The sequence below is a fragment of the Paenibacillus sp. UNC499MF genome (assembly GCF_900107975.1).
Lineage (GTDB): Bacteria > Bacillota > Bacilli > Paenibacillales > NBRC-103111 > Paenibacillus_F.
On the sequence record NZ_FNVF01000001.1, the window covers coordinates 854,305 to 873,226 of the forward strand.

Below are 18,922 nucleotides of genomic sequence, written 5' to 3' on the forward strand. Positions count from 1 at the left end.
GTCATATCCTCCCTTGCGGGCTTGGTCCCCTTAGTATGACCGGAAGGAGCTTTCTTTACTTACATTTAGCGGGAAGAAAGGAAGCTACGGGACGAAAAACGCAGTTTCGGGACCTGATCCGGAAGATAAGCCCTGTGGGTATGTGATGTAGTGGTAAAAAAGCGGAAGGGCCAGCACCCGACAACGGAGGGAAACATTCATGGAGCCGAAACCGGAAAGAAGCTTGCTGCGGAGGAAACAGCGGACAGTTCAAGGAAGTTACGCCGCTGCCTGGAGGAGCACAGGTTGAGGTCATGCCGGGGAGCCGGACGGAATCTGGCGGAATCGAAAGCGGAAGGGACCTTGGGCATGATTCTGCTCCCCGGCTTCGGGGATAACCGCGTTATGCGCGGAGGCTCCTACTCTGCCACAGCTCCTACTGCAACCGTTACCGGATTGCCGCCAGGAGCAAAAACACACCGGACAGCTCAGCCGGCAATATCGGGTTCCGCTGTGCCGCCGACGCTTGAAGCAGGCGTGCCACCGGGGCCGTAAACGAGGCACGGAGGCTGGAATACCGACCGCGAACCTGCTATAATGTGGGAACCGAGGTGATGAGTGATGGGGAAGAAGAAAAGACCCGCCCCTGCGCCGCGTGCGGCCGATACGGATAAGCCCGCCACGCTTAAAGACCTGCTGAATCCGCAGGTTCTTGAGAAGCTGAAGGCCCAATCCGACCAGATGAAAGCGGACGAGGCGAACCGGCGCGAGGAAGAGCAGCGGAAAGCGGCGGAGGCCCGCAAGGCCGAGCAGAAGCGGCTTGACAACAATTTCGAACATTTGCTGGCCAACAGCGAGATGGATTGGCGCAAATACAAATAAGCAAGCACCCAGGCAGTCTGCTCCGGCAGGCTGTTTTGGTTTATGCGGGCCTACCGCTTCCGCTTGCTGGGGGAAGGTGCGAGTTGCCGCCGTGCGGCTTCCATTATATAATTATGTAAGCATATACAAATACGGAAGGAGCTTAAAGGATGGAACAACTGCAAAGTTTGGCCGATACGTTTAAGCTCATGGGGGACAAAACCCGGCTGACGATTCTCGCCCTCTTGCGGGAACGGGAACTCTGCGTCTGCGATCTGGTGGACATGACGGGAATGTCCCAGCCGAGCATTTCGCAGCATCTGCGGAAAATGAAGGACGCGGGACTGGTAAGCGAGACGAGAAAGGGACAGTGGATCTACTATTCGCTGGCCGCCGACCGTAAGGACCGGACCCTGGAGCTGCTCCGCCAGGTTCCTTCGATGAAACACATAATCGCTGAATCGGAAGAGAACACGGACGGAAGCGGCCGCTGCGGCTGAGCCCGCAAAAGCCATGCCTCCGCTAGAAGCCGCGCGTGCAGCGATCCCGCGGCGCTTCGTTCCGCCATGCACGGCCCGGAATATATCCGGGCTTTTTTTACTGTTGACACTGACATCAATGTGAGGGTTTATAATAGCCTCAGGAACAAATACAGGCAGAGAGGAGTTAGCCGGAATGAAAATCGGAGAGCTTTCCGCCCGTACCGGAGTCAGCATCCGCTCCCTCCGCTATTACGAGGAACAGGGCCTGCTTTCACCGATCCGCGGGGACAACGGATACCGGGAATATGCTCCGTTCGCCGTCGAACAGGTGCGGACGATCCAGCTGTATCTCGGGCTTGGACTCAATACCGGGCAAATTTCCGGGTTTCTTCACTGCGTGTTGATGAATAATGAAGCCTTCTGTTCCGAAGTGCTTCCGGTTTACAAGCAGAAGCTTTCAGAAATCGAAGAACAGATCGGGGTGCTGCAGGGCATCAAATCGAATCTGGAAGAAAGAATCCAGTATATTTTAAACAACGGAACCAAGGAGGAGAAAATTCAATGAGCCTGATAACCGTAAACGATGCCACATACCCGGATCATATTAACGATGAAGGCGTGACTGTAATCGATTTTACCGCGGCGTGGTGTCCGCCCTGCAAAACGCTTCTGCCGATTCTGGAGGAGCTCAGCGCGGAGTATGCCGGTAAAGCGAACATCCTGAAGATCGACTGCGACGACTCTCCGGAAGCGGCCTCGGCCTTCGGTGTCATGTCGATGCCTACCGTGCTTGTCCTGCATCGGGGACAGCCGGTCGAGAAACTTGTCGGGCTTCGTCCCAAATCCGTATACGCGTCCGTTCTTTCCCGATATATCGGCTGATTTATTTCCTGCTTTGGCGGCCGGAGAATGAAAACGAAAGATTTCGTTCAACTTATACGGAAACGGGGTAAAAGAAGGTAGAGTCTCATTACGAGAAGGAGGGGTACCTATGGCTAACGAGCTCCAGCCCGTCACGGACTGGTTAAATTCGAACACGAATAAGTCAATCCGGATCGCCAAAGAGGAACAGGAAGATATCGACCGCGTCGATCTTCAACTAAACCAGTTTGAATACCGGGAGTATCAGCCCGAAACTCCGGACGATTATACGAACGGCAGTGCGCTGCTTCTTTATGGAGAAGGCACGGTTCTCAACAACGGCAGTGAAGAAGCCCTTCCGCAAGGAACCTTCGTCATCCCGCTGGAAGGCCTCTCCGTGGCGGATCTAAGCGAGGACAGCGTCGTGCTGAAAACCGAACGCGCCATTTACTCGCTGACTCTCCAGTAACCGGCCGGTAGCCGGGCACATAGGACGACCGATAGCCCCTCTTGCGGGGCTATTTTTTTTGCTCCGGGCTGTCATTGATCGTGTAAGGATGAATAAATGGCGGATAAAGCGCGTCTATTAGAAGGAGACGTTTTTTGTGCCGTCGCAGAAAACGTAATCTTTCCCGATGAAAGCGATTCCATAAAATTTGGAGGAATAATCCGCATTTATAACAAAATAAAAATGTTATTATCCATAATTTCATCTTAAGGAGGGTTTTTAATGAAAGCATCTTTTCGATGGCTTCCCTTGGTTATGAGCGTTGGACTGCTGTTCACGGCAGCCTGTTCCAAACCGGAGAGAGATCCGGGAACGTCCGCATTGCCGGTCGCTTCCGCTGAGCAGTCAAGTAAGGGAGACAAGAAGGAAATTACGTTCTGGACGATTGCGCTGAGCCCGACCTTCGATGATTACTTAAATGGAGTCGTTAAAGATTTTGAAAGTAAAAATCCCGGCGTGACGGTGAAGTGGCAGGACATTCCTTTTGAGGCCATTGAACAGAAAACGCTTACATCTGCTGCCTCGGGCTCTTTGGCCGACGTGCTGAATCTCAACACGGATTATTTGAAAAAGCTGGCCGCTCTCGGGGCCGTCGCCAACATGGATGAACTGGCTGCGGACGTGAAGAAGGATTACTTCGAAGGCGTCTGGTCGGCCGGCGAATTTCAGGGAGTTTCGTATGCACTGCCCTGGTATTTGTCGAACAGCGTTCAGCTTTATAACAAGGAGCTTCTCAAAAAAGCGGGCTTTGACGCTCCGCCGAAGACGGAAGAAGAATCGTGGGAAATGTCCCGGGTGATCAAAGAAAAGACGGGTGTCTACGGAAACACGCTGAAAGATATTCACTTGTATCTGCCTCAGAACGGCATCAAGCTCGTCAGCGACGATTACAAGAAAGCGGCTTTTAACAATGAAAAGACGCTTGAAATTTTCAAAAAATTCAAGGAGCGGTATAAAGAGGGGCTCATTCCCGATGAAATTTTGCTGAACCAGGCAAAGCCCCAGGAGTGGTACGCGCAGGAGAAAATCGCGTTCTGGGGAACGGGGCCGCAGCTTTTCCGGCAGGTGAAGGATTTGTCCCCGCAGGTCTATGCCAAATCGGATTCGACCGGCGCGCTGGTCGGCTCCAGCGGCAAGGTGAACGTGGCCATCATGAATATCGCCGTTTCCGCCAAAAGCAAACATAAAAAAGAAGCTGCCGATTTCGCCAAGTTCCTGACCAACGGGGAGAATCAGCTGAAGTTTGCTCGGATCGTCGCCATTCTGCCTTCCGTCAAGAAAGCGGCGGAAGATCCGTTCTTCACGAAAGGGAAGGATTCAGCCGATCCCGCCGAGAAAGGCCTTTACTATGCGGCCAAACAGCTCGAAATTTCGGAAAACATGTTCCCGCCGGTCGAGAATATTTCGAAAATCAACAAAGCCATTAACGACGAGTTTCACAAGGTGCTGCTGGAGGATAAAGATCCTGCCCAAGCGCTGAACGATGCCGAAGCGGCCGTAAACAAGCTGCTTAAATAGGAAGAGCCCGCTTCGCCGACATCACGATTTACGGAAGAAGACATGATCCCGCCGCCGGGCTGCGCACACGCACGTGTACCGTCCGGTGATGAACGGACAGGAGGTCTCTTCGAGATGTACAAGACGATTCACGCCTGGGCTTTCCTGGCGCCTGCAGGGCTTTTGCTGCTCCTGTTCAGCATACTCCCTGCCGCGGCCGCCCTTTATCTCAGCTTTACGTCTTATAACGTATTCGAACCGATGGAATGGACGGGGCTGGCCAATTACCGCGCCCTCCTGGGGGATCCGGAATTTTGGCGGGCGATGTTCAATACGTTCTACTACTGGCTTCTCGTTACGCCGGCCTTGGTTATTCTCCCCGTTTTTCTCGCCATTCTCGTCAATCAGGCTCTGACCGGCGTGAAAATTTTCCGCCTGATTTACTACTTTCCGGCGCTTGTATCCGTCGTCGTCACGGCTTTCTTATGGGGCTGGATGTTTCAGAGCGAAGGCATTTTCAACTACATGCTGAGCTTGTTCGGAGCGGAGCCGGTCAAGTGGCTGACGAGTAAGTATTTCGTGATGCCAAGTCTAGCGATCGTGACCGTCTGGCAGGGGCTGGGCTATTATATGCTGTTTTATTTAGCCGGCCTGCAGGCCGTGCCGGAAGATCTGTACGAAGCGGCGGAGCTGGACGGCGCCGGCTTCTGGAGCAGGCATATCCGCATCACGTTTCCTATGCTGAAGCCGGTTGTTTTCTTCGTTTCCGTCGTCTCCACCATGGGAGCCTTCAAAGAATTCACGCTCATGCTGACCATGACCGAGGGAGGGCCTATCGGAGCTTCGACGACCGTTGTGTACATGGTGTTCGACGAAGCCTTCAAGCAGTTGGATATGGGCTATGCCAGCGCCGTCTCGTTCGTGCTGTTTGTCGTCATTCTGCTGCTAACGCTCGTCAACAAGCGTTCGATGGAAGGAGAGTGAGAATGGCGATGAGGATAGAACCGCAAGCCGCACCTCCGGCACCGTACCGGCGGATAGGGCGGAAGAGACGACCGGCAGTCCGGCACCTGTTTTCTTACGTGTGCCTGACTCTGATTGCGGCCGTTATGATTGCTCCCTTTTTGTGGACGCTGTCCACCTCTCTGAAAGGGCAAAATGAGGCCCTGTACTCGATGCCGCCCCGTTTTATACCCGAGCTGTTTACGCTCGAAAACTATGCGACGGTGTGGAATTCCCTGCCGCTGCCCTTGTACGTATGGAACAGCACCGTGCTCGCCTTCTTCGGGGTGCTGCTTCCGGTCGTATTTTGCTCCATGGCGGCTTTTCCTCTGGCAAGGATGACATTCAGAGGGAAGGAAGCCGTATTCCTGGTCATTATCGCGACGATGATGATTCCGGGCGAGGTGACCATGATTCCCGTCTATCTGATCCTGAACAAGCTGCATCTTCTCGGTTCGTATACGGGCGTCATTCTGCCCGCCGCCGTATCGGCTTTCGGCATTTTTCTGATGAGGCAGGGGTTTCTCGGCATCCCCAAAGAAATCGAAGAATCGGCCGTGATCGACGGGGCGGGCGTGGTCCGGATTTTCCTGCTGATTATGATGCCGATGGTAAGGCCGATGCTGGCGACGCTTGCCATTCTTAGCTTTATCGGCTCATGGAACAATTTTTTATGGCCGTACCTCGTCATTGAGGACGACCGGCTATATCCGCTTACGTTGGGGCTTTACAAGCTCAAAGGCACGTTCGTCACCAACACCAGGCTGATCGCGGCAGGCTCGGTTATCGCCCTGCTTCCCGTTCTCGCCGTATTTATCGGCTTCCAGAGCTATTTTATAAAAGGCGTGCAATCGGGCGCGGTCAAAGGGTAAGCGCTTTATTGCCCGGGTGGGAAAGCCGCGGTGCGTTACGGGCGGCTTTTTCTTTTTTTACATAAAAAGTCCGGAACCGGGCAGGATAAGAATTCCTTTATAAAACGCGCAAATTGTATTATAATTTCTAGTGGATCACTGGACATGAACGCCATTGATTATTGGGGCAGACAAATTTAGGATCCTTGGACGTAGACGCCAACGGTTTAAAGGAAGGTTACTTTTGGAGAAGAAGACTGCACTTAGCCAATTATCAAGCCAGACGGGAAAGATGCTCAGGGAACGTTTCGGCAAAGGACCTGAGTCCATTTTTATCTCGTATAATGAATACGGCATTACTCTACATTTCCGGAATTTCGTAAGTGCGGTTGAAATGATTCTGCTGGATAAGCAGAAGGGCGAGGCTGTCCGCGAAACCCGCCAGATGGTTATGGATGTGCTGCTGCCGGATTTGAAGGAATTCATTACCCAGACCGTGGGCATCGCGATTGAGGAAATCTATTATGACTGGGATTTGGAAGATCACTCGGGCATTATGATCGGCTTGACGAATAAATCCCTCGATGTGGATATACAGGAGAAATATGCCGGCTACGAGAAAGTTCACCAGCAGGTGAGTGATGTAACGGCACACGTACAAAAAATCCCCGAACGTATTTATTCGTTCTGGACGAATCCGAGAACGCTCATTATCGTCAGGGAAGGCTTGCTCATCATGCTGGAAAAAGAGCTGATTAAAACGGGCTACGAGAACGCCCTGAGGGTCGCCAAAACCTCCCTCGAAAAAAAGCTCTTACTGCATGATGTCGATATGGAACAAGCGATCGGCAGAACCGTAACCGGGTTATATCTGGACTGGGACTTCGAAAGAGACAGAAGCGTTCTGGTCTATACATTTAAATAAATAAACGGACTGAATGCCCAGATATCATACATACGCTGGTCATGAGCCAAGAACACGCGAAAGCGTGTTTCTTGGCTCTTGCTCTTTATCGAATCAAATCGCTATAAGGAGGAATCCGGAACTCTTGATACACTTACATGGAACGAGAAAACATATGCCGTATGATCTGGCGGAGGGCGGCAGAACGTCCGGCGAATCGGATACTTTTTCACCGGGACCGCTGCCCGAGAAGCCCAAAACGAAAGCCTATACGTATACGTTGGAACGAAAAATCAGGCTCCCGGAAAAATTAGCCGTTTCTAGGGAACTGGATTTGACGGGCGCCTATCTGTTATTCCGCTTTTCGGATTCACCGGGCCGGTCTTATCCCGCTCTTACGCTGCTGCCTTCGGCTCCCCCGAAGACATATTCCGGTGACGGGGAGGAGTTGTCCATCCTGATCGCGGAAGACAACCCGATGAACCGGAAGCTGCTGCAGACGATTCTGAGAAAGCGCGGGTTCGAACCCGACATCGCGGAGGATGGAGCCGAGGCGGTCGAAGCTTTTGAGCGGAAGGCATACGATCTCATCTTTATGGATATCGCGATGCCCAACATGGACGGCCTGGAAGCCGCGAGAAGAATCCGTCAGGGGGCGCCCGCGGACAATAGTCCCGTCATCGTCGCCGTGACGGCTTACGCCCGCAAAGAGGACCGGGTGAACTGCCTCGCGAGCGGGATGCAGGATTATGTCAGCAAGCCCTTCCGTATCGCGGAAATCGAAGATGTGCTGACGAAATGGATCGGATATATCAACGGACTGAAAAAATAAAAAAAGAAGCTGGTTTTCGGCAGACGAAAATCAGCTTCTTTTGTGTTGAGGTGCCGCGGGGCTCCCCGGACATCTTCATTTGCTTTATTTGTTTCATTTGCAGGAGATTACAGGATGAAAAGGGAGGTTGGTGGAAAAACTGAAAAGGTGCTTTGACAAAGCGTAAAAGAAATTGTTACACTAGGAGTCCGTCAAAATTCAGGGTTATCCCCGCGGAATAGAACCCTTTACCAAATTCTAACTACGAAAGAAGCGTCTGCATAATGGAAAGCAAATTTGTCAAAGAAACAAGATGTATGAAAGTAGCCCGTGTATTCCCTCCCGATGTTAACAACCACAATACGATGTTCGGCGGTAAGCTGATGTCTTATATCGACGATATTGCCTCCATCTCGGCGTCGAAGCTCTGCCGGGTTACGGCTGTTACGGCCTCGACGGACTCCGTCGATTTTCTATACCCGATCCGTCCGTCCGATTCGGTTTCCCTGGAGTCTTTCGTCACCTGGACAGGCAGGACATCCATGGAGGTGTTCGTCAAAGTTATTACAGAAGACCTGGTGACCGGCGTAAGAAAAATCGCGGCGACCGCTTTTCTGACCTTTGTCGGCCTGGATGACGACAACAAGGCGGTTCCGGTTCCGAGAGTCATCCCCGAAACGGAAGAAGAGAACAAGCTCTACGAAACCGCCGAACACCGCGCGGAAATTCGTAAGGTAAGAAGAGAAGCCAGCAAAACGTTTGCCGACTTCCTGCTGACCAAATACCCTTGGGAATAAGCTCCGGCAGGCCGGGAGCGCAAGCAAAAAGACTTCGGCAGTAAAAACCGGAGTCTTTTTTATTTTTTTGTTTCGACCCGAGAATAATCGGGTAAATAAACAGTTTATTTCCTTTCCGGAATTCGATATAATAGCTGTTAACAACAACGAAGATTATCGAGGAAGGGATTGAAGATCGGTTGAAAAATCGGTTGATTGAAGATCGTGTGAAGCGGCTGTTGAGCGTTTCGAACAGTCAGGTTCGCGTCGAGCTGGAGTCGCATTTTCCCGGAGGACGGATGGCCGGCGGAAAGTACAACATGGGCCGTCATCTCATTACCTTATATATAGAAGAAATTAAAGCTCAGTGCACGCAGCTGTACGGTTCGCTCGACAGGCTGGATGCGTATGTCGACATCGTACTTGCCCACGAAATCGGCCATGCGGAGGACGGGGAACTGGACCTGCTGGCGACCCTGCTGGAGACGTCGGACAGCGAGCTGGAGCGCAGACGGATCGCCTTGCGCATCGAAGAAAACGCCTGGGCTTACGCCCGCGAGCTGCTGCCGTTAACGAGCGGGCCGATGCTCGACGAGATTATCCGGGAGTCGCTGCAGGCTTATCACGAAGCGATCGATGAACTGGAGCTCGAGATTCAGCCGATCGGAGCATAAGCCGTCCGCCTGAGGCAACTACAAAGAACGTGGAATATGCCGCGTTTTGCTTGAATATTACACATAAAACCGGAAGCTTCCGGTTTTTGGACCCGCAGGTCTGTTCCTTCGCGAACGGACCCTGCGGGTTTTTTAGTTGGGCGGGAACGGACCGGATTGGAAAGGCGTCTGCTGCCGATGGCGCATCTGCCAGCCTCTGATAGCCGCAGCGCTACCGGGCATGAGGAAGCCGGGGATTCTTCGACCGGAGAGAGCCAAGGGCGAACGGAAGATACATAAGCAGGAAAATGACGAAAGCGGCCGCCTCCAGTGACAGGAGATACCACGGGTACGGGCCGAGATAGTCGAGCAAGGAGGTGCTTTCGGGCTTGCGGGCCAGGAACATATAATTGCCCCCGGTCAGGAGGTTAACGGTCCCGACTCCAACAAGCAGCACGTTAAGGTAGCCCATTGTCAAGAACACGGATTTGAAAGCGGGGCGGAAGTCTTCCACCCAGATCAAATAAAGAACGCCGAGAATAATGGCGATATGAGCGGCAAAAAATTCGAAAAACCGGAAGTGCGGGAACGCGTACCAGAGGACGGGCGTAGCCAGCGCCATCAGAGCCCCGCCGATTCCGGTGAAATAAACGACCTGAAACAGGAGCTTGCTCTTGAAAAGCAGCATAACCACGCTGAGATAGAGGGAGATGCTGCAAAGTTCAAGCGGGAGGGTATACCGGGCATCATAGATTCCCTCGGCGGCATACCACACGTTCAGGCCCGCTTCGCAAAGCACCAGCGTAACGGCGAGAGCGACTCGTCCCCGCACGGACCGTTTTCCCTGCTTGAACCAATTCCTCGCGCAATAGAGCGCAAGAACGAGTGCCGCGCAGACCGTTAAAGCCATCCAGTGAGCTCCCGAAAAAGCGGTAAATTCTTCCGCTTCGTTTGCGCCGAAAAAGCGCTCCATCACGCAAGCCCCCTCAAAAACTCAATTTTTTCATAATATTAACATATTTACCTGGGCGGCGAAGATCTTTTTGCAAAAAGACTCTTTCAAACTAACAGGGATTGGTTAAGTAAGAGGAGAGGAGGTGTTGATTAGGTTATGAGAAACAATGAGGAAGCCAGTAAGGCCGGTTTTTCTGATGAGACTCCTGAGATAACACCCAAGACACCGCCGGAAATCAAACCGAACGATGTGCCGGAGGTCGCTCCGCGGACGGTTCCCGAAACACCGCCTGCCGCGCCGCCGGAAATCAAGCCGACGGTTACACCCGAGATCAGCCCGCAGACAAATCCGGAGTTTCCGGACCCGAACAGATAGATTGCTAGAGACGGACCGGACCGTTCCGGACGCTTAAAATTCCATCTTACCGTTTTCCATTTTTCAACAATAAATTGGAAAATATCCGCCGAAGGTTTGACAAACATCTCGGCCCATACTATCTATAATCACATTTATGCGCGTAATCGCACATATTCAAGCGGGTTCCGTCATAGGTATCTTATAGAGTGTTTTTCAAAGATTAGGTCATCTATGACAGGCAAACGCTAATTGACATGCACAGAAGGAGAAGATTAATTGTTTATGGAGAGAAGAGAAGAACCCGTGATTTTGTTCCAAGCTTCGCTTTCTTTAATCGTGTCTGCGGGAAGTAAATCGCAGGCTGCCGAAACGGCCGCTTTCTTGTTAAACAGGGAAAGCATCGATCTCAGCCCCGTCCAGATGGTCAACGACGAGGGAGAGAAGGCCGAGTTCCGGATGGAATCCGTAGATGCGGTCGAGTGGACGCGTGTGGAGGATATCCGCGAAGGAGGCCGTTTCAAGGTGTACGGCACGATCCGGCTGAAGCTGAAAGTAAGCAGACCGGAAGATTACGCGGCCGTGATTCAAGCGGGCTTGTCGGGCTACCGCCTGCCGCGTTCGATCATTCACGATCACACGGTATGGGTCATTCCGACCAACTGCGGTCCGGCATTCGCATGTGTGCTGGATGAGAAAGCGTCCTGGAAACCGGCCGTCCAAGAACCCGCAATGCTGGTTGCGGCAGGTTAACGATAAAGACTGTCTCCCCGGAGACAGTCTTGTTTTATGCCTTTATCTTTTTCTCGTTTCGAAAAATTCGCAAAGAAGGCGGTCATGATAAGTCAGCTCGCTGACCCGTGTCTGCACCACAACCGTGGAATCGTCGAAGCGGGTAATAACGGCCCCGTATCGACAATATGATCGTTCTTAAACACGCGGACCGGCGCTTGGCGGTCCATTGCTTCTTTAAAATCCTGGTCGGTCGTTAAACGGCGGTTCTGGGCCATGGGCAGCTCTCCTTGATCTTATGGGCACGTTCTCGGTTACACATCTTTACCCGCTCTATGTTACCACACATGCCGGGCCGAGTCAGGTTTTAACAGGCAAAAAGCCGCTGCGTGCGTTGGTAGATTGCTGGAAGTTGCCGCCCGCCACCCCCATATCTTCAATGCGGTACGAAAGGTAAAGGAGAAGGGGGGATTGGCAGATGGAAAAAAAACGGTGTTTATTCTGCGATCAAATCGTGCCGATCGGCCGTGAGGACGGGTACGATTTATATACAGGGTGCTATTGCTCGCCGGATGGCTCCTACGGACTTCACCGGGACAGCTACGACCCTTACAGCGTTCTGTCATACCAGACCAAGCATCTCATGTTTCCCGTCATATCCGCATACATCCGGGAGCTTACGGACAGCGGGGAGACGGTTCGCCTTACCATTGACGATCTGGAAGGAATCCGGAACTCGCCGCGTGTACCGGTTACGATAGAAGATAAAGGAACCCGGCTGCTGCAATATTTCTACAGGCACAGCGGAGGACCGGACGAAGCCGTCGTGCTTCAGCAGCTTCCGAAGAGTTACAACTTGACCTATTCGCCGAACCTTCAGGAACTGATCTATATCATTGAGAAGCTGAAGGAAGAGCGGCTTCTCGAACGTATGGGTTCGAGCTTCAAACTGACGGCGCAGGGCTGGAAAACCGCTGAAGAAAGCCTGGGCGGCAAGCGGCTCAAGCCGTGCTTCGTCGTACTTCCCGAAGACGGGCAAGCCCGGCTCCAGTGGACGGAGAAAGTGCTGCCCGTCCTTGAGCAGTGCGGGTATGAGCCGCATACGGCAGAGAAAACCGCGAGGGAGAAGGAAGCCGATTACAGCCTCCGCATGATCGCGGGAAGCAAGCTTCTGATCGCGGACCTGGGCGCTCCGGGACCGGAAGTGTATCTTGCGGGCGGATATGCGATCGGCCGCGATATTCCGGTTATTTGGACGTCCAGACGGGACGGGGACGAGGCGGCCGCATCTCCTTCCGAGAAAATCCGGCCTTTCGTCTGGGATACGGTCGAAGAGCTTGCCGCGATATTAAAGCAGCGTCTTACAAGTGAAGTGTTTTAGGAACGGCCATCCGGGAGGATGGTTTTTCTCTTGTCCGTTCAGGGGCAGATACCGTAACTTTTTGTCATTTTCTGCGTCCAATAAAACGAACACATGGGGGAGGGCACATAATGAGGAATAGAAAATGGGCCGCGGCAGCCGTTTTAGGCTGTATACTGACGGGCTCGGCAACGGCGAACGCGTATGAATCGAGACTAAAACCGTTCGGAGATGTGCCGGAGAGTGCCTGGTCCGCCGAACATATTTATACGCTTGCGGCCGTGCAGGCGCTGGACGGCTACCAGGACGGCGGATTTCATCCGCTTGCGGCCATGTCCCGCGAGGAATTTATGAAGCTGCTCGTCACGGCGGCAAAAGCCGGATACGATCCGGCTCATCCCGCGGCTCTTGCGGATGTCGGCCGGGACCGCTGGTCCTACCCGATGATCGGCGCCGCTTTCCAGCGCGGCTGGATCAAAGCGATGGTTGACAGCGGAGGAGGTTTCCATCCGGCCGCCCCGATCCGCAGGGAAGAGGTAGCCTACGCGATGGGCAGCCTGCTGCTGGACAAGCTGAGCGAAGCGGAGCGTGCAAGCTGGCTGGAGAGCGGCTGGAAGCGGGAGCAGAGCAGCCGGGCGTTCAAGGATGCGGCGGGAGTCGACGAGGCTCTGAAGCCTTACGTGTATTACGCGGTAAACCGCGGAATGCTGGAAGGCAGCGAGAACGGCCTTGAGCCGGATAAGCAGCTGAGCCGCCAGGAAGCGGCGGCGGTTATTAACCGGCTGCTGCACAAGGAAGCGGCGGACAAGCCGCTGGAGGTCACCGGCTTTTATGCGGTGCAGTCCTACAACAGCCTGGGCAGGATGCCGCTGCTGGACCGCGTTGCCCTCGGCTGGTGGCATCTGAATTATGAAGGTGCCGGCTCCGCCAAGCTCGGCTCGGCGAACGATCCGTTTAAATTCAATCAGCCTGAAGGCTGGCAGGAAGTGACAGCTGCCGCAAATTCAGCCGGAACAGCCAAAGATCTGATGGTATTTGCCAACAAATCGCACCGCGTGGAAGAGTTTCTGGGCGATGCGGCAGCACGCAAAGCGTTCGCGGCTTCGCTTGCGGAAATTCTTTCCGATCCGAAATACGGTTTCACCGGCGTCTGCATAGACTTCGAAGATTTGTACGGAGCGGACAAGAAAGCGGAATTTTCCGCCTTCTTAAGCGAAGTCAAGGAAGCGGCGAAAGGCAAGACGCTTACCGTAGCGGTGCCTCCGACCTACTATTTCGAAGGCTATGATCTTCCGTCCATCGGGAAAACGGCGGACACGGTCATTCTCATGGCGTACGGGTTTCTGTACAAACCGGACCGGCTCCCGTCCGCACCGCTTCCGCTCGCTGCCGAAGCCGTGAGAGATACGATTAAAGCCGGTGTGCCGGCGGAGAAACTTGTTCTCGGCATCAGCAAGAAAACGGACCAGTTTATCGATCAGGGCGGAACGACCTCTTACGCTTCGCCGGCGAGTTCGGCGGTGGAAGAGCGTCTGAAGAAACCCGGTGTGCAGTCGACCTTATCCGTTCCTTATCTGCTCGGGCACATCCGCTATACCGATGGAGGCAAGCACGAATTATTTTACGAGGATTCCGACAGCGTGGACCGCAAAATCTGGCTGGCGCGGTATTACGGCTTAAAAGGTGTTTCCCTGTGGTATATGGGGCAGTTCACGGATAGCGACTGGCAGCGGATCGACGCAGTGAAGTGAGAAGTGCGGGAGCTTTGAAGCGGAGACAGAAGCCGGGAATGACTGCTAAAGGAAGGCTATTCAGAGCCGCCTTCGCCGTATTGGCCGCTGTAGTGTCCGCCTTCATGCTTTTTCAGCTCGTGATGACGAAAACGGACGAGAAAAATCTGGAGGAGCTCGGGCTGGACAGCGCGCGGCTGCTGACCGGACTGGACCCGGGGGTCGCTCGGAAAATGGATGAGCTGCTGGCCAAAACGGCCGCTATCGGCATCAGAATCGTCATTACGGACGATTTCCGCAGCATGGAAGAACAGGACAAGCTGTACGGCCAGGGACGGACAAGCGAAGGAAAGATTGTGACGCACGCCAAGGGTGGGGAGTCTTATCACAACTACGGCCTGGCGATCGATTTTGCCCTCAAAACGAAATCCGGCAAAATCATCTGGGACATGAACGCCGACACGAACGGCGACGGCCGCAAAGACTGGACGCAGGTCGTTGCGATTGCCAAGGAGCTCGGCTTCGAATGGGGAGGGGACTGGACCAGTTTCCCCGACTATCCCCATCTGCAGCTCAGTTACGGTTTAAGCATCGCCGAGCTTCAACGCGGCACGAAAACGGCCCGTTCGGGTCCTTAACGGATAAAAAGGCGGTTTCACGGGACATTCCCCGGGAAACCGCCTTTTGTATGCAATTACATGTTCTCCCGGGAATCGGGACTGAACGTCACGCGATTTTTCCCGCTTCGCTTGGACATATACAGAGCCTGGTCGGCAAGGCGCATCGTTTCGATCGGATCTTCGTGATGAAGCGGCCATACCGAAGCGCCGATGCTGCAGCCGATTCTTAACGCTTGATCGTCCACGAGAAACGGCTCGTTCATTTTCTCCAGAATGCTTCCGGCCAGACGGATGGCGGCGGGATCGGGAGCGGAGGCGCCCGTCGGCAGGACGATGACAAATTCGTCTCCGCCCACCCGTGAAAGGATGCTGTCCGGACTCAAGCCCTGTGTGAGCCGCAGAGCGGTCTGCTGGAGAAGTTTATCCCCGAACAGATGGCCGAGCGAATCGTTTACTTTTTTGAATCCGTCAAGATCCAGATAAAGAAACGTCAGCGTCGTCCCGTTCTCTTTCGCCTGACTCATCGCCTGTTCCAGGTAAGCGTCCAGAGCGATACGGTTCGGGAGTCCCGTCAGCTTGTCGTGAAGGGCAAGATCGGACATATGATCCAGTGCATGCTCCGTTTTCGTCAAGTTGTCGACGAGATTGCGCAGGGAATCCGACAAGATGCGGATCTCCCGGATAAACGTGAAAGCCGGGAAAACGGCAGGCTCGCCTTTCCGGAGCAGGTCCGCAGAGCGGGTAATTCTTTGCAACGGGCGGACGACCCAGCCGGCAAGAAATGCGGCAAGTACAGCGAAGACGATGGACAGGATAATTCCGGCTGCGGTTATGTATGTTTTCAGCTCGCGAACGGAGCTGAAAGCGACGTCGGCAGGTTCCCTCACCAGAACGGACCAGCCCAGCCCGGGGTAATCCAGATATCCGTCTCCGTACGCATATCCGCTCAAATAGGTCTGCCCGTTCGGGTACGTCTCCGTCAGCCAGCCGTTGCTTCCTGCCTGAGCCCGGCGCAGGCTTTGCGTTTCCAGCGGACGAAAGAGGGATTCTTTGGGTCCGAGAAGAACCGTATTTTCTTTCTTGCTCACAATGAGTACTTCAAGCTGATTCATTTTCTCTTTAAGCGGCTGAAGAAGCGCAGCTTCGACTTCGCGGGACCACTCCCAGCTTAGATGAGCGGCGAGGACTCCGGTAAGCTGGCCCTGCTTGTTGTAGACCGGCGTGCTGATATCGACGAACTGAAGCGGTTCGCCCGAAGGATTGGGCAGAAGTTTGGCGAGCAGAACAGCTTCGTGAACGTCGCCGATGAACCGCCCTTTCCTTCCTTCGGTGAAGACGGGTCTGGACGCGATATTAGTTCCGGTCAGGATGCCGTCCGTCGAGGCCGTCACTTTTCCTTCGGGGTCGATAAAAGCGACCCATGTGTAGGAGGGAAAGCTTTTTTTCAGCCGTTCGAGCAGATTCCGCAGCTCTTTGGCGTCGCCGGCATTTTCACGGCTTGAGAGCAGCTCGCTCAGGACTTCTATTTCTCCGGCGCGGGACCACATAAAATGGTCCAGCTTGTCGGCCATTTGATAGGCGACCTGGGAAAGCGAGGTGCCGATCGTTTCTTCGACCTGATGGGTCGTTTTTTTGCCGATCACCGTACTCAGCACCAGCGTCAGAAGACAGATGACCAAGGCGGAAATCAGGGCAAACGTAGTTCGTAAACTGAGTGACATTCAATAGTCTCCTTGTACATGCTAAATCCGGTTCTCCCTGCATAAAGCCGGTAACCGGGAACGCTTTTATTTATATCGGAAACCAGCGACAGCTTATTTAGAGAAGGCCTATGGACAAAAGGACAAGGGGAAATGCGGGCGATTTACCGGTTCTTCTTTTGATAAACGAAAATTTAAAATATCTGATATATAATAAACGAAATAATTATTGTTTAGTTAAATGAAGGAGAAGAGAGCAATGGACAGAAGGGCAGTGTGCCTGTTTTTCTTTTTTTGTAGGTGGAGTCCGGAAGTTGGTATAATGGGTGAAAAAAGATTTCAGGAGCCGGGAGAACGAGAATAATGACATACATAGCCTCCTTTGATATCGGTACGACCCATGTAAAAGGAATTCTCGTCAGCAAGGACGGGGAGCTTTTTCACGAACGGAACGTTCCGCTGACCTGCCGTCAGGAGCCGCCTTTTATCGAGCAGGAGCCCGAACAGTGGTTTAAAGCGGTAGGCGTCATTGTGAGCGGGTGGCTTGGAAGCGGGATCGACGCCGGACAAATCGGTCTCGTCGCGCTCAGCGGACAGATGCAGGACTGTATCCCCGTGGACGGGCAGGGGCGCGCGGTCCGGCCCGCCATTCTTTACTCGGACACCCGTGCGGGAGCCGAAGCCCGGCTTATCTGCCGGGAAATCGGGGAAGAAGAGATTGTACGCTGTACCGCCAACGGGATGGACGGAACTTTAACGTTTCCCAAACTGCTCTGGCTGAAAACGCACGAACCGGACACAAGCGCGCGCACCAGCCGCTATCTGATTTCTTCGAAGGATTACGTCATCGCGCGGCTGACCGGAGCTTTCGTGACGGACCCTACCTCGGCGGCTACCGCCGGGTGCATGGATATCCGGCGGAGGGTATGGCGAGAAGACTGGCTCGTGCGGATGGGGCTTCCCGCCGGCAAGCTGCCGGACATACTCCCTTCGGGAGAGACGGCCGGACGGGTGCATGCGGAAGGAAGCCGCCTTACGGGCCTGGCGGAGGGGACGCCCGTTCTGTGCGGCATCGGCGACGCGGGAGCCGCAACGCTCGGCGCCGGAGTCTACGAGCCCGGCGAGGTGTATGCCTACATCGGAACGACCGGATGGATAGCCGGCGTATCCGGCGGGGTGGCTGACCCTGCTGCGGGTCTGTTTAACCTTGCTTACGCGGAGCCCGGCCGTTACATCCAGGTCGCTCCGCTGACGAACGCAGGCAATGCGCACCATTGGGCCGCCGAGGTGTTCGGGCCCGAAGAGGCCGATATGGACGGACAGGAGAGGTACGAGGCGGTCGAACGCCTCGTGGAAGCATCCGACCGGAGCAGGAACATGATCTTGTTCCTGCCTTATCTGAACGGGGAGAGGTGCCCCGTTCAGGATGAGGAGGCGTCGGGCTGCTTCATCGGCCTGCGTCCTTCCGCGACGAAAGCCGATATGGCGGCTGCCGTGCTTGAAGGCGTCGCATTCGCGATGAAGCAGGTCATGGAGCTGCAGGCAGAGCCTGGACGGGCCGCTTCTTTGACTCTCATCGGAGGGGGAGCGAGAAGCCGCCAGTGGTGCGGGATTCTGGCCGATGTTTTCGGGACGGAAGTATCCGTTCCCTCCGAATCGCAGTTTTTGCCCTGCCTGGGCGCGGCGCTGCTCGGATTTCCCGGCATGGGCTGGGAAAGCAGCTATAAACGGCTTTGCGAGCAATTCAAGAGTAAACGGAACAGCGAAACGTTTAGTCCTAATGCGGCACATAAAGCGCATTACGAATCCAAATATGCCCGCTATTTGAAGTTGTATCCCGCGCTTGCCCCGGTTTTCCGGCAGGCTGCGCCGGAAGTTTAACGAGATGGGAGATAAAAATGAAATGGAGCACTATCAGACGCTTATCGGGGTAGTTCTGGAAAAATTGAACCAGTCTCATCAAGAACTGAAATTTAATCTGGACGGGTTGAACAGCGTGCTGGCCGGCCATACCACGGAAGAAATCGCCGCCGCTCCCGAGCTGCTGACGATACTCGAGCTAAGGGACGGGTATGCGGACATAGTCGCGGCTGCGGAAAAGCGTTTCCCGGGCTTGAAGGGATAACGGACCCCGTCTGCCCGTAATGACGCCAAATAAGCCGGATCGTGAAGTTCACGATCCGGCTTATTTGCGTCAGCACGCCTAGCGTCAGCACGCCTAGCGTCAGCACGCCTAGCGTCAGCACGCCTAGCGTCAGCACGCCTAGCGTCAGCACGCCTAGCGTC

The 18,922-nt window shown here is 54.2% G+C and carries 21 protein-coding genes and 2 pseudogenes; 20 read left to right on the forward strand and 3 right to left on the reverse strand.

Annotated elements, in window-relative coordinates; all coding sequences use genetic code 11:
• Positions 1 to 378: 378 nt before the first annotated feature.
• From C4S74_RS03890 to C4S74_RS03950, 13 genes and pseudogenes are all read left to right on the forward strand, one after another.
• Positions 379 to 509 (forward strand): annotated as a pseudogene (locus C4S74_RS03890) (SUMF1/EgtB/PvdO family nonheme iron enzyme); the annotation flags it as partial.
• Between the two features lie 91 nt (positions 510 to 600).
• On the forward strand, positions 601 to 861 hold the full coding sequence (locus C4S74_RS03895; protein ID WP_103994021.1) for a YqkE family protein: 261 nt from the start codon (positions 601 to 603) through the stop codon (positions 859 to 861).
• 149 nt (positions 862 to 1,010) lie between these two features.
• The gene (locus C4S74_RS03900; RefSeq protein ID WP_103994022.1) at positions 1,011 to 1,340 is read left to right on the forward strand and encodes a metalloregulator ArsR/SmtB family transcription factor; all 330 of its coding nucleotides are present in this window, start codon (positions 1,011 to 1,013) and stop codon (positions 1,338 to 1,340) included.
• Between the two features lie 175 nt (positions 1,341 to 1,515).
• Positions 1,516 to 1,887, forward strand: coding sequence for a MerR family transcriptional regulator (locus C4S74_RS03905; protein ID WP_103994023.1), 372 nt, complete (start codon positions 1,516 to 1,518; stop codon positions 1,885 to 1,887).
• Positions 1,884 to 2,204 carry a co-chaperone YbbN gene (locus tag C4S74_RS03910; protein ID WP_103994024.1) on the forward strand — a complete coding sequence of 107 codons (321 nt, stop codon included), beginning with the start codon at positions 1,884 to 1,886 and terminating at the stop codon, positions 2,202 to 2,204. Before C4S74_RS03905 ends, C4S74_RS03910 begins: the two co-directional genes overlap by 4 nt.
• Before the next feature lie 109 nt (positions 2,205 to 2,313).
• Positions 2,314 to 2,652 (forward strand): hypothetical protein, encoded by a 339-nt coding sequence (locus C4S74_RS03915; RefSeq protein WP_103994025.1) that lies wholly within the window; start codon positions 2,314 to 2,316, stop codon positions 2,650 to 2,652.
• Between the two features lie 261 nt (positions 2,653 to 2,913).
• Positions 2,914 to 4,209: a sugar ABC transporter substrate-binding protein gene (locus tag C4S74_RS03920; RefSeq protein WP_103994026.1), complete on the forward strand. Its 1,296-nt coding sequence runs from the start codon at positions 2,914 to 2,916 to the stop codon at positions 4,207 to 4,209.
• A 114-nt stretch (positions 4,210 to 4,323) separates the two neighbouring features.
• Positions 4,324 to 5,172 carry a carbohydrate ABC transporter permease gene (locus C4S74_RS03925; RefSeq protein ID WP_103994027.1) on the forward strand — a complete coding sequence of 283 codons (849 nt, stop codon included), beginning with the start codon at positions 4,324 to 4,326 and terminating at the stop codon, positions 5,170 to 5,172.
• A 2-nt stretch (positions 5,173 to 5,174) separates the two neighbouring features.
• Positions 5,175 to 6,062, forward strand: a complete 888-nt coding sequence (locus C4S74_RS03930; RefSeq protein ID WP_258042361.1) for a carbohydrate ABC transporter permease — start codon at positions 5,175 to 5,177, stop codon at positions 6,060 to 6,062.
• 223 nt (positions 6,063 to 6,285) lie between these two features.
• Positions 6,286 to 6,966, forward strand: a complete 681-nt coding sequence (locus tag C4S74_RS03935) for a Na-translocating system protein MpsC family protein (protein ID WP_103994028.1) — start codon at positions 6,286 to 6,288, stop codon at positions 6,964 to 6,966.
• Positions 6,967 to 7,090: 124 nt separating this feature from the next.
• A complete protein-coding gene (locus tag C4S74_RS03940; protein WP_258042362.1) occupies positions 7,091 to 7,777 on the forward strand; it encodes a response regulator in 687 nt (228 codons plus the stop codon).
• Between the two features lie 263 nt (positions 7,778 to 8,040).
• A complete protein-coding gene (locus tag C4S74_RS03945) occupies positions 8,041 to 8,553 on the forward strand; it encodes an acyl-CoA thioesterase (RefSeq protein ID WP_009672792.1) in 513 nt (170 codons plus the stop codon).
• Positions 8,554 to 8,732: 179 nt separating this feature from the next.
• Positions 8,733 to 9,206 carry a hypothetical protein gene (locus C4S74_RS03950; RefSeq protein ID WP_258042363.1) on the forward strand — a complete coding sequence of 158 codons (474 nt, stop codon included), beginning with the start codon at positions 8,733 to 8,735 and terminating at the stop codon, positions 9,204 to 9,206.
• A 211-nt stretch (positions 9,207 to 9,417) separates the two neighbouring features.
• On the opposite strand, the gene C4S74_RS03955 is transcribed toward C4S74_RS03950, so the two are convergent.
• Positions 9,418 to 10,158, reverse strand: coding sequence for a TIGR02206 family membrane protein (locus tag C4S74_RS03955; protein WP_103994031.1), 741 nt, complete (start codon positions 10,156 to 10,158; stop codon positions 9,418 to 9,420).
• A 138-nt stretch (positions 10,159 to 10,296) separates the two neighbouring features.
• Between C4S74_RS03955 and C4S74_RS03960 the strand changes: the two genes are divergently transcribed.
• Both C4S74_RS03960 and C4S74_RS03965 read left to right on the forward strand, forming a co-directional pair.
• Positions 10,297 to 10,515, forward strand: a complete 219-nt coding sequence (locus tag C4S74_RS03960) for a hypothetical protein (RefSeq protein ID WP_103994032.1) — start codon at positions 10,297 to 10,299, stop codon at positions 10,513 to 10,515.
• A gap of 264 nt (positions 10,516 to 10,779) precedes the next feature.
• On the forward strand, positions 10,780 to 11,247 hold the full coding sequence (locus C4S74_RS03965) for a hypothetical protein (protein ID WP_258042364.1): 468 nt from the start codon (positions 10,780 to 10,782) through the stop codon (positions 11,245 to 11,247).
• Between the two features lie 42 nt (positions 11,248 to 11,289).
• Here the strand turns inward: C4S74_RS03965 and C4S74_RS03970 are convergent.
• Positions 11,290 to 11,504 (reverse strand): annotated as a pseudogene (locus C4S74_RS03970) (hypothetical protein).
• A 200-nt stretch (positions 11,505 to 11,704) separates the two neighbouring features.
• On the opposite strand from C4S74_RS03970, the gene C4S74_RS03975 reads away from it, so the two are divergent.
• The 3 genes from C4S74_RS03975 to C4S74_RS03985 all read left to right on the forward strand — a co-directional run bounded on the left by C4S74_RS03975 (position 11,705) and on the right by C4S74_RS03985 (position 14,954).
• Positions 11,705 to 12,607 (forward strand): hypothetical protein, encoded by a 903-nt coding sequence (locus C4S74_RS03975; protein ID WP_103994034.1) that lies wholly within the window; start codon positions 11,705 to 11,707, stop codon positions 12,605 to 12,607.
• 110 nt (positions 12,608 to 12,717) lie between these two features.
• Positions 12,718 to 14,337: a glycosyl hydrolase family 18 protein gene (locus tag C4S74_RS03980; protein WP_103994035.1), complete on the forward strand. Its 1,620-nt coding sequence runs from the start codon at positions 12,718 to 12,720 to the stop codon at positions 14,335 to 14,337.
• A 38-nt stretch (positions 14,338 to 14,375) separates the two neighbouring features.
• Positions 14,376 to 14,954: a M15 family metallopeptidase gene (locus tag C4S74_RS03985; RefSeq protein WP_258042365.1), complete on the forward strand. Its 579-nt coding sequence runs from the start codon at positions 14,376 to 14,378 to the stop codon at positions 14,952 to 14,954.
• Positions 14,955 to 15,010: 56 nt separating this feature from the next.
• On the opposite strand, the gene C4S74_RS03990 is transcribed toward C4S74_RS03985, so the two are convergent.
• Complete coding sequence (locus C4S74_RS03990) at positions 15,011 to 16,657, reverse strand: sensor domain-containing diguanylate cyclase (RefSeq protein WP_103994037.1); 1,647 nt, start codon at positions 16,655 to 16,657, stop codon at positions 15,011 to 15,013.
• 342 nt (positions 16,658 to 16,999) lie between these two features.
• Here C4S74_RS03990 and C4S74_RS03995 point away from each other — a divergent pair, with 342 nt between their 5' ends.
• Entirely contained in the window at positions 17,000 to 18,517 is a 1,518-nt protein-coding gene (locus tag C4S74_RS03995) for an FGGY-family carbohydrate kinase (protein ID WP_103994038.1), read from the forward strand.
• 4 nt (positions 18,518 to 18,521) lie between these two features.
• A complete protein-coding gene (locus C4S74_RS04000; protein WP_258042366.1) occupies positions 18,522 to 18,761 on the forward strand; it encodes a hypothetical protein in 240 nt (79 codons plus the stop codon).
• Positions 18,762 to 18,922 lie beyond the last annotated feature (161 nt).

Bases quoted from the DNA above. Each gene is read 5' to 3' on its own strand.
- C4S74_RS03900 (WP_103994022.1), top strand. From the start codon at position 1,011: ATGGAACAACTGCAAAGTTTGGCCGATACGTTTAAGCTCATGGGGGAC.
- C4S74_RS03990 (WP_103994037.1), bottom strand. From the start codon at position 16,657: ATGTCACTCAGTTTACGAACTACGTTTGCCCTGATTTCCGCCTTGGTC.
- C4S74_RS03930 (WP_258042361.1), top strand. From the start codon at position 5,175: ATGGCGATGAGGATAGAACCGCAAGCCGCACCTCCGGCACCGTACCGG.
- C4S74_RS03960 (WP_103994032.1), top strand. From the start codon at position 10,297: ATGAGAAACAATGAGGAAGCCAGTAAGGCCGGTTTTTCTGATGAGACT.
- C4S74_RS03915 (WP_103994025.1), top strand. From the start codon at position 2,314: ATGGCTAACGAGCTCCAGCCCGTCACGGACTGGTTAAATTCGAACACG.
- C4S74_RS03945 (WP_009672792.1), top strand. From the start codon at position 8,041: ATGGAAAGCAAATTTGTCAAAGAAACAAGATGTATGAAAGTAGCCCGT.
- C4S74_RS03995 (WP_103994038.1), top strand. From the start codon at position 17,000: ATGACATACATAGCCTCCTTTGATATCGGTACGACCCATGTAAAAGGA.
- C4S74_RS03965 (WP_258042364.1), top strand. From the start codon at position 10,780: ATGGAGAGAAGAGAAGAACCCGTGATTTTGTTCCAAGCTTCGCTTTCT.
- C4S74_RS03980 (WP_103994035.1), top strand. From the start codon at position 12,718: ATGAGGAATAGAAAATGGGCCGCGGCAGCCGTTTTAGGCTGTATACTG.
- C4S74_RS03955 (WP_103994031.1), bottom strand. From the start codon at position 10,158: ATGGAGCGCTTTTTCGGCGCAAACGAAGCGGAAGAATTTACCGCTTTT.
- C4S74_RS03925 (WP_103994027.1), top strand. From the start codon at position 4,324: ATGTACAAGACGATTCACGCCTGGGCTTTCCTGGCGCCTGCAGGGCTT.
- C4S74_RS03920 (WP_103994026.1), top strand. From the start codon at position 2,914: ATGAAAGCATCTTTTCGATGGCTTCCCTTGGTTATGAGCGTTGGACTG.
- C4S74_RS03895 (WP_103994021.1), top strand. From the start codon at position 601: ATGGGGAAGAAGAAAAGACCCGCCCCTGCGCCGCGTGCGGCCGATACG.
- C4S74_RS03975 (WP_103994034.1), top strand. From the start codon at position 11,705: ATGGAAAAAAAACGGTGTTTATTCTGCGATCAAATCGTGCCGATCGGC.
- C4S74_RS03905 (WP_103994023.1), top strand. From the start codon at position 1,516: ATGAAAATCGGAGAGCTTTCCGCCCGTACCGGAGTCAGCATCCGCTCC.
- C4S74_RS03985 (WP_258042365.1), top strand. From the start codon at position 14,376: ATGACTGCTAAAGGAAGGCTATTCAGAGCCGCCTTCGCCGTATTGGCC.
- C4S74_RS04000 (WP_258042366.1), top strand. From the start codon at position 18,522: ATGGGAGATAAAAATGAAATGGAGCACTATCAGACGCTTATCGGGGTA.
- C4S74_RS03910 (WP_103994024.1), top strand. From the start codon at position 1,884: ATGAGCCTGATAACCGTAAACGATGCCACATACCCGGATCATATTAAC.